Origin of the sequence: Vibrio sp. ER1A (assembly GCF_000733315.1) — a bacterium.
GTDB lineage: Bacteria > Pseudomonadota > Gammaproteobacteria > Enterobacterales > Vibrionaceae > Vibrio > Vibrio mediterranei.
Window position 1 is genome coordinate 1,725,014 of record NZ_JPJA01000086.1, and the last position, 8,891, is coordinate 1,733,904.

An 8,891-nucleotide genomic window follows, 5' to 3' on the forward strand; every position below is an offset into this window, starting at 1 on the left:
GCGACTCTGTCGCCGGCTTGGGTGCGGGTTTAGAGGAGAAAAAAGGAGATCTCGATCAAGTTGATTTTCTGAGGTGGAATCTCCTAAATGTAATCCCACCGCTGATGGATTTCAAAGTTTAAAAACCGCTTTCTAAAACTTCTGTTTAGAACTATTGCCCCTATCACATTCTGACTCAGTTTTTCTTAACAACAAAATTGTCGTTTGCTACAGATTAGGTGTTCAGACATGGTTCATCAGGAGGTAACAATGTCCATTAATTCAATCGACCATGACGAAATGACATCCATGACAAGTAAGTGGGATCACTCTGAAGAAGTCCAAGAAAACATACGTCCTGCGAAACAAGGAAAATCCGCAGAAGCTAGACGTCGCATTGAAGCGTTGAGGGAAATCAGAGAAAGTGGTCTAACTCTCGAAGAAGCAAGAGAGCTAGGCTTGATTCACTAATATTGGATAACCAGATAGGGTGGCTAAGGCCACCCTTTGTATTTTCTGTCTATCCCAAATAACACCCTTTCATTTGAGTTTAATACTTCATCAATGGTATATTCTGCTCCCTTGCCAACATCAACTGACTAAATACCATGTCCCATAATTTGTCGCTTCTCCCACCCTCTGAAAAGAATAAAGTTGAACTTGATAAACAAGCTTCCTTTGTTGTGTGGCAATTAAAAGAAGCCAAAGCGGGGCCTGAAGCTATACGCGAGCAACTCGAAAAGATAGCGGATGAGGCTGAACAAGCATGGTTTGAACAGTGTGTCGACAAATACAAAAGAATGATGGGAGTGATGTAAACGCCATTCACGGCGTTCACAATTGAATTGTACCGACGATTTGATAAAATCCTCCGCGTTAAAATGAATTAGAGAGAACATCCCGATGGGAAGAAGTTTTGAAGTGCGCAAGGCCTCAATGGCCAAGACTCAGGGCGCGAAAATTAAAGTTTATTCCAAGTATGGTAAAGAGATCTATGTAGCTGCTAAGAACGGTGGTGCTGATCCAGAAATGAACCTTTCACTTAAGCACCTGATTGCTAAAGCTAAAAAGGATCAAGTTCCTGCTCACGTTATCGATAAAGCACTAGACAAAGCTAGCGGTGGTGGTGGTGAAGATTACCAGCCTGCACGTTACGAAGGGTTTGGTCCTGGTGGCGTTAGTGTCATCGTTGACTGTCTAACAGACAACGGCAACCGTACTTTCCAAGATGTTCGCCAATGCTTTGTTAAGACTGGCGCAAAGATTGGTAGCCCTGGTACTGTGGCTCACATGTTCGATCACCAAGCGGTATTCCAGTTTAAAGGTGATGACGAAGAAGCAGTGCTTGAAGCTCTTATGATGGCAGATGTTGATGTAACGGATATCGAGCTTGAAGATGGCGTCATCACGGTATTTGCACCACATACTGAGTTCTTCAAAGCGAAAACGGCATTGAATGCTGAATACCCAGATCTAGCGGTTGATGTAGAAGAAATTACGTTTGTACCGCAAACTCATACTGCAATTGCTGGCGAAGATGCTGAGAAATTCCAAAAATTCCTCGACATGCTAGATGACTGCGATGATGTTCAGCAGGTTTACCATAACGCAGAGCAGTAATACGCTCGTTATGAAGAAAAAAAGAGTCGACATAGTCGGCTCTTTTTTATTGCCGTTTTTTCAGTTCTAAACGGCGACTAAATATCATGCTCTCAGAAGCATGATCAAGGTACTCTCCCATGATCATGCTTCCTTGCTTTTGATCTTTCTTGGAGCGCATACCCAAGCTGCGAAGTTTCTCACTTGAGGCAAGACCGTAAGGTTTAACAACAATGCACATGGCCAAGCAATAAGAAAACTCTGTAGCCATATCGGTGGCCATGCGCTACTAAAGCCCATTTTGTATCCTGAGATAATGCCGGACATCATGATTCCCATAGTTAGAGATGAAAGTAGGGCTGATACCCAAAATTGTTTTTTACTCATTGTTATTCTCCTGTTGATTTTTGTTATAAGAAGTATAAACCTATTCATAAATAGATAATATTGGGTAATTTAGAATTGTGGATTCCATATTTGGGTATATAGATGACGTCTACTTGTTTTGTAAGGTCGTGGAACACGGCTCAGTCTTAAAAACCGCTAATCTATTGGGCGTGCCTCAATCGACAGTATCAAGACGTATCTCATCACTTGAGGAGCGTTTAGGACTGCGTTTGCTAGAGAAGAAGGGTAGGGAATTAGCTGCGACCGAAATTGGTAAGCTCGTTTTCGATCAACTGAGCAGTGGTATCGAGCAGCTCGAAATAGGGTTGGGTAATGTAACGGAGCAAACGGAGCAGGTTGCTGGTACGGTACGTTTGTCCGCCCCTCACAGTTTCTATCATTCTTTCGTAGCGCCTGTGGTTGAAGGATATTTAAAACAATACACTAAAGTTCACATCGATCTCGCTTTAAACCATGATCAGCTAAAACCACAAACGAATCGAGAATTGCTGATTACGTTTGACATCAGTGAGATGGATGATCTTATTGCTCGACCACTGTTTACAGCACGTCACGGCTTTTTTGCTAGCGCTGAGTACTTAGCAAGTCGCAGTCAAATTACCCACATTGAGCAGTTACAAGACCTAGATTGGCTTGCCATAGATAACAGTCAGAAGCTGGCGATTTACCGTGATGACGCTCTTGAGCAAAGCATGACGATAAAACCTAGGCTTGTTGTTAATGATATCCAAGCGTTACTCGATGCAGTTGAGCGAGGCTTAGGAGTCGCATCACTGCCTTTACGACATGTGCGTGGCAACTCAAATTTAGTTCATCTGCTGCCTGAGCACTATCGTAGTGACCGACAGGCATTTTTGGTGTACAAAGATAGGAAATACCAACCAAAGGCCGTCAAATCGCTAATAGACGCGATTTTATCTAGTGCAGATACGATGGATGCCGCGGTAAACCCCACCAGCAATTAAAGGAGTACAAATGAAAGTTAGTTTTATTGGATTAGGCGTTATGGGATACCCAATGGCTGGTCATTTGGCTAAAGCAGGATTTGAGGTTTGCGTATTTAATCGCACTACAGAAAAAGCGAAGCGCTGGGCGGAAGAATACAATGGTCGATATCATGAAGCAGTGGCGGATTGTGTTAAAGACGCCGATGTGGTGGCGGTATGTGTTGGCAACGATGATGACGTTAGACAGATGACCACATCCGCGACAGGTGCCATTGCGAGCATGAAGAAAGGGGCTATTCTCGTTGATCATACGACTACATCAGCACTGTTGGCAGAAGAACTTGGAGTTGCATGTGATAAAGCGGGTGTCCATTTTATGGACGCGCCCGTATCAGGTGGACAGGCTGGAGCAGAAAATGGTGTGCTAACTATTATGTGCGGTGGCGAACAAGCGACTTTTGATGCTCTGCAGCCAGTATTTGATGCTTACGGTAAGTCATCGGTCTTGATGGGGACTATTGGTCAAGGACAACGAGCAAAAATGGTTAACCAAGTATGTATCGCTGGTGTTCTAACAGGGTTGTCTGAGGGATTAATACTCGCGCAAAAGAGTGGCTTAGATATTCCTTCATTAGTTGATTGCTTGAAAAATGGTGCGGCGGGTTCTTGGCAGATGGAAAACCGTGCCAAAACTATGGATGAAGATAAGTATGACTTTGGCTTTGCCATCGATTGGATGGTTAAAGATCTCGGTTTTTGTTTGGATGAAGGTGCTCGTCAGGGCATTCGACTTCCACTGACGGAACAGACGGTCGAAAGATATAAAGCACTCTCTTCGCAAGGTGAAAATAGATCAGATACGTCTGTTTTACTTAAAGCTGTTCGCAAAGACGCTGAATCGTGACGTTTACAGTGTAAATAAAGCTTTGAGCGGTAGTCGACTAATCAAGCCGACACCGCTCACATCGTTTCTTTCCAGTCAGCAAGCCTGATATCTGGTAGCGATTACGAGCAAATTTCAGGTACGCCCAGTCGCAAATAGGCTTGAAGAGTGGCCATCGTGTGAATCCATATAGATAGGGTTTTCCTACTAAGCTCCATGCTCTATGAGTAACGTCCAAACCGAGAAGCAATTTTCCTTCTGTATCGTAGGCATGAAGTCGCTCTGATGCTTCTTTGGGATCGATATTAGGAAAGGCCTCAAACTCTGTAGAGAAAATGTCGATAAGTTTGATGGCTAGTGCTTTGTCATGATGCTTTAGAGATTGCATTTCTTTGACACAAAGCGGGCAGGTTCCATCAAAAAACACGATGAGTTGGGTCGACATATCAATTCCTTTCTTTGTTTTTAGCTTTTGTCTTCTTTTATTCCTAATACTTGTTTCCAGTTCATATCGATCTGTTGGAAAGTCATTTCACATTTATCTTTTTGCTCCTCTCTATAGTCTTCTTCTATCTCACCCAGAAGCGTGGCATGGCTCTCTGGGTCACTACCATATACTAGACAAAGTGTGCTGAAATAACGTTGTAGATCAAAACTATGCTCACCGATATACTCGGCAAAATCGTAATAGTCGGGCCGGTCTTCGGATTCAAAGGAAAACATATCTGCAGCGCTGATAGTGGCATCGGCACCGTTTTCTACGTAGTTGAGCATTAACACTGCCGCAAAGTTATCTACGGCATCTTCTTCTTTACCTAGAATAGCAATGCCATGATCCGCGACGTAAGCATGCCCAGCTTCATGCAACAAAGTATGAAGCAGAGTATCAAGCGCTCCATCCTTAGCTGGTTTGCCAAATTTCTTTTGGTAATCGTTGTTTAAAAAGTAGTTGAGTGAGTCGGTATAGAATTCATACGGAATATGCACGACATGAGCTTGAGGATCGTAAAGTGGTCCATCATCACCGCCATATTGAATCGTTAGATCGTTGTTAAATGGAAAGTAAGCATCTGAGAGCTGTACCACGAGCTCATTTATTTTGCTTTGTTCGATTGTAGTTTTCGCTTGGAGTTCTGACGTTGTATTTGTATCGCCATAGCTAATATTGACAGCGCTTATTGCAGTTAATGGTGCCAATAGAGCGACTGAAAAAACAGTCCTTGTTAGTATAGATTTCATTCCGTTATCCATATATTCGATGGTTCAATTAGTCGCAATGGCCTGTCTGTGGTACACTGCGCGATTAATTTAGTGTAGTTCTTCTTTTTATATTCATAAACTCAATGTAGCCAATAGGTTAACAGTGTTTCTGTTGATTAACTATGGCCACATATTTGCCGATTCTTCCTGGCACCTTAAGAAGTAATAGATAGTCTAAACAAGGTCGTTTGGTGTCTGCGTAAAGCGAGTCGCCATCTATTCTATTTCTACTACACTTTACAATTTAGTCGAACCTCATTAAGGAAGATGAGCGATAAAGCAAAAAAAGAGGTTATATGAACAACACCATCTCTGTTGGCACGTTAGAATCTTTTTTGATCGCTATCAGCGTTCTTTTTCTGGGACACATGATTAATAGTAAGCTCCCTGTTCTAAAAAAATACAACATCCCTGAACCCATCGTTGGTGGATTAATCGTTGCCCTTATCATTACGGTTTTACACTTTAACAACGTTAATCTTGAGTTCTCGTTACCCTTGCAGAAAACATTTATGTTGATGTTTTTTAGCACCGTAGGATTGGCGGCTAACTACACCCAACTGATGAAAGGTGGCGCTAAAGTCTTTGTCTTTTTAGCGGTCGCATCGGTATATATTATTATCCAGAATAGTGTCGGAGTTGGATTAGCCACCATGCTAGGCTTAGAGCCGTTAATGGGGTTAATTGCGGGCTCTATTACCTTGTCGGGCGGACACGGTACTGGGGCCGCTTGGGCTCAAACCTTTACTGAGACCTACGGCATCAGCAACACACTAGAAATTGCGATGGCTTCTGCAACCTTTGGTCTAATTATCGGCGGTATTATTGGTAGTCCGGTTGCACAACGACTCATTGATAAGAATAACTTTGAGTCAGAGTATGGCCGAGGCAATGATACTCATGAGCGCTTCCCTGAATTGGTAACTTATAACGAGTACGAAAGAGATCGCGTGACTGCTAAGAAGGTTATTGAAGTTCTGTTTATCTTACTCATCTGTGTGACTGGAGCGAAGTATTTACATGCGTGGGTTAATACATTTGAAATATCTTGGTTAATGATTCCTGACTTCGTTTATGCGTTATTTATCGGTGTTTTCATTACCAACATCTGCGAAGTGACCAAAAGTTATAAAGTGGATGCAGAAACGGTCGATATTCTCGGTACGGTGTCATTATCGCTTTTCTTAGCAATGGCATTGATGAGTCTTCAGCTATGGAACATCTTTGATCTGGCTATTCCTTTCTTAATCATACTCTCTGTGCAGTCGGTTATTTTGGGACTGTTTGCTTATTACATTACGTTTAGAGTGATGGGTAAAAACTACGATGGAGCGGTTATAGCCGGTGGCCACTGTGGGTTTGGTTTAGGGGCTACGCCGACAGCGGTTATGAATATGGGGTCTATTGTCAATCGATTCGGTCCATCTCCTCAAGCCTTTATGGTAGTGCCTATTGTGGGAGCGTTTTTCATTGATATTGTGAACCTAATCATCTTACAAGGATTTATCACTGTAATCGGCTAAGATTAAGCTTAAATCATTCATCAAAAAGTCTCGTATTTGCGAGACTTTTTTCGTTTTTGAGACAAACGAAAAATACTTCCCCAAAAAGTTTCATTTCGTCAACTAATCTGATATCTAAATGTAAAATAAAAGTAAAATTTCGAGCTTGGGCTAGTATGTCCATTCGCGCAAGCAAGGCTGGCTAGAACTGATAAAAGATATTGTTTCCTGGCGTCGGAAGCAATTCAAGGAGTAGATCATGAGTGCGTTGTCTCTATTTGGGTTGGCAAAAGTGTCTGGTACGTTAGTAATAGATGCTCAAGGAAAACTCACCATTCTTCCGGAAGGAACGGAACCAAGACCGGGAGACGTTGTGATCAACGTTTTGAACGATGCAGAAGTAGGCGAAGATTTAGACCTTGTATTGATTCAAGAAGAGGGTGAAAGCCAAGAGATCGATGTTTCTGATATAGATGCCGAAGAAATCATCGCTGCCATTGAGGCCGGAGAAGACCCAACTCAAAATGAAGAACAAGCTACTGCAGCAGGCGAAGCGAATGGATCAAGCCCAACGACCACTGGCGCTATAGAACGTGATAGTTCGCAAACTCTCGCTCAAACTCAGTTCGACACCTCTGGCCTAGAAGCGCAAGGTCTAACCGCAACGCAATCTAATACTCTCCTTCAGGTACTCGTCAACTCAGCTCCGCAAATTCTTAGTGAAGCCTTAGCTGGAAACGCTGTGGAAGCAGGCCATAACTCCGACGGTAGTGATTTTGACGGTACTGCTGAGCTGACAGGTCAGCTTTTAGCTACTGACCTCGAATTTGACGATGGAACGTTGACCTGGAATGTGACTTCTACTCCGGACAATCTTTCTGACTACGGTGAATTCGAGCTCTCCGATAATGGGGAATGGACCTTCCGTTTAAATAATGATTCCGATGCCACACAAGCTTTAAACGTCAATGATACCGTAACACTCTCCTTTACCGTTCAAGTCACTGATCCCCTAAACTCCTCTACCTCGCAGCCAGTTGTAATCACCATTAGTGGCACCAACGATAAACCAGTAATCAGTGCAAATAGCGAAATTAGTGGCGACATTGTTGAAGCTGGACACAATGATGACGGTTCAGAGAACACAGGAACAGCATCGGTGAGCGGGCAGTTGAACGCTACAGATGTTGACTCTCCAACCGAAAGTTTGATTTGGTCAGAAGACGGCGATGTGTCTTCAGCATATGGTGATTTTTCGATTACAGAAGCCGGCCTCTGGACATTTGAACTTGATAACACAGCAGATGAAGTTCAAGCCTTACGAGAAGGGCAATCAACTTCTCTTGAATTCAAAGTCAAAGTCACTGACGACCAAGGTGTCGATGTCTTTCAAACGATTGTTATCAATATCCAAGGTACGAACGATAAGCCAGTAATTGACTCAGAATTGGTTACAGAAGGCGAAGTAAGAGAGTCTGGGCATTTTGACAATGGTACTGAGGATGCCGGAGTACCAAGTACAGGTGGTCAACTTTCAGCGACGGATGTGGATTCTTCAAACTTAACGTGGAGCTCAGTTGGGGATGTTAGCAGCCCGTACGGTACATTCAATATCACAAGTGATGGCTTGTGGAGCTTTGTAATTGATAACGAAGCTGATGCAGTTGAAGCGTTAGCTGAAGGTGATGAAGTTCCTTTGAGCTTTACCGTTCAAGTTGAAGACGAACAGGGTGCTGTGGTTACTCAAACCATTTCTGTAACTGTTAAAGGGACTAATGATGCACCAGTAATTGAAGATGCTGACAGCAAAGGTCGAGTACGTGAAGCAGGTGATGATGACAACGGTAAATCTGTCACAACAGGTTTTATTGATGCGTCGGATGTCGACAATGGAGCCGAGCTAAGCTTTACACTCAAAGAGCCAGCAGACACCACTTACGGTACATTCACTGTTGATGAAGAAACCGGTGACTGGCGTTACGAGCTGAAGGATGAACTACCAGCGACCGATGCGTTGGCAGAAGGTGAGAAGAAACGTCTTGAATACACGGTAGTAGTAGAAGATGAACATGGTGCCAGTGTTGAGCAGACGATTCGAATTGTTGTCAAAGGCAGCAATGATGCACCAGTAATTGAAGATGCTGACAGTAAAGGTCGAGTACGTGAAGCCGGTGATGATGACAACGGTAAAGCTGTCACAACGGGTTTTATTGATGCGTCGGATGTCGATAACGGAGCGGAGCTGAGTTTCACTCTCAAAGCGCCAGCAGACACCACTTACGGTACATTCACTGTTGATGAAGAAACCGGTGA

At 43.3% G+C, this 8,891-nt stretch carries 10 protein-coding genes; 7 read left to right on the forward strand and 3 right to left on the reverse strand.

Annotated elements, in window-relative coordinates; all coding sequences use genetic code 11:
* Positions 1 to 249: 249 nt before the first annotated feature.
* The 3 genes from HW45_RS14545 to HW45_RS14555 all read left to right on the forward strand — a co-directional run bounded on the left by HW45_RS14545 (position 250) and on the right by HW45_RS14555 (position 1,599).
* Positions 250 to 450, forward strand: coding sequence for a PA3496 family putative envelope integrity protein (locus HW45_RS14545; protein ID WP_006069716.1), 201 nt, complete (start codon positions 250 to 252; stop codon positions 448 to 450).
* Positions 451 to 587: 137 nt separating this feature from the next.
* Positions 588 to 797 (forward strand): DUF3283 family protein, encoded by a 210-nt coding sequence (locus HW45_RS14550; protein ID WP_006069715.1) that lies wholly within the window; start codon positions 588 to 590, stop codon positions 795 to 797.
* An 85-nt stretch (positions 798 to 882) separates the two neighbouring features.
* Positions 883 to 1,599, forward strand: coding sequence for a YebC/PmpR family DNA-binding transcriptional regulator (locus HW45_RS14555; RefSeq protein ID WP_038227619.1), 717 nt, complete (start codon positions 883 to 885; stop codon positions 1,597 to 1,599).
* A gap of 123 nt (positions 1,600 to 1,722) precedes the next feature.
* On the opposite strand, the gene HW45_RS28830 is transcribed toward HW45_RS14555, so the two are convergent.
* Positions 1,723 to 1,965 (reverse strand): DUF2798 domain-containing protein, encoded by a 243-nt coding sequence (locus HW45_RS28830; RefSeq protein WP_063602859.1) that lies wholly within the window; start codon positions 1,963 to 1,965, stop codon positions 1,723 to 1,725.
* A 77-nt stretch (positions 1,966 to 2,042) separates the two neighbouring features.
* On the opposite strand from HW45_RS28830, the gene HW45_RS14565 reads away from it, so the two are divergent.
* Together HW45_RS14565 and HW45_RS14570 are read left to right on the forward strand one after the other, a co-directional pair.
* Positions 2,043 to 2,951, forward strand: coding sequence for a LysR family transcriptional regulator (locus tag HW45_RS14565; protein WP_038227622.1), 909 nt, complete (start codon positions 2,043 to 2,045; stop codon positions 2,949 to 2,951).
* 10 nt (positions 2,952 to 2,961) lie between these two features.
* Positions 2,962 to 3,837, forward strand: a complete 876-nt coding sequence (locus tag HW45_RS14570) for an NAD(P)-dependent oxidoreductase (RefSeq protein WP_038227624.1) — start codon at positions 2,962 to 2,964, stop codon at positions 3,835 to 3,837.
* Positions 3,838 to 3,874: 37 nt separating this feature from the next.
* On the opposite strand, the gene HW45_RS14575 is transcribed toward HW45_RS14570, so the two are convergent.
* Both HW45_RS14575 and HW45_RS14580 read right to left on the reverse strand, forming a co-directional pair.
* Positions 3,875 to 4,261, reverse strand: coding sequence for a thiol-disulfide oxidoreductase DCC family protein (locus HW45_RS14575; RefSeq protein WP_038227625.1), 387 nt, complete (start codon positions 4,259 to 4,261; stop codon positions 3,875 to 3,877).
* 20 nt (positions 4,262 to 4,281) lie between these two features.
* On the reverse strand, positions 4,282 to 5,055 hold the full coding sequence (locus HW45_RS14580; RefSeq protein ID WP_152559667.1) for a DUF4344 domain-containing metallopeptidase: 774 nt from the start codon (positions 5,053 to 5,055) through the stop codon (positions 4,282 to 4,284).
* Between the two features lie 317 nt (positions 5,056 to 5,372).
* On the opposite strand from HW45_RS14580, the gene gltS reads away from it, so the two are divergent.
* Both gltS and HW45_RS14590 read left to right on the forward strand, forming a co-directional pair.
* Positions 5,373 to 6,599, forward strand: a complete 1,227-nt coding sequence (gltS, locus tag HW45_RS14585) for a sodium/glutamate symporter (protein WP_038227627.1) — start codon at positions 5,373 to 5,375, stop codon at positions 6,597 to 6,599.
* 238 nt (positions 6,600 to 6,837) lie between these two features.
* The coding region (locus tag HW45_RS14590; protein ID WP_038227628.1) for a VCBS domain-containing protein at positions 6,838 to 8,891 on the forward strand (2,054 nt) is incomplete at its 3' end.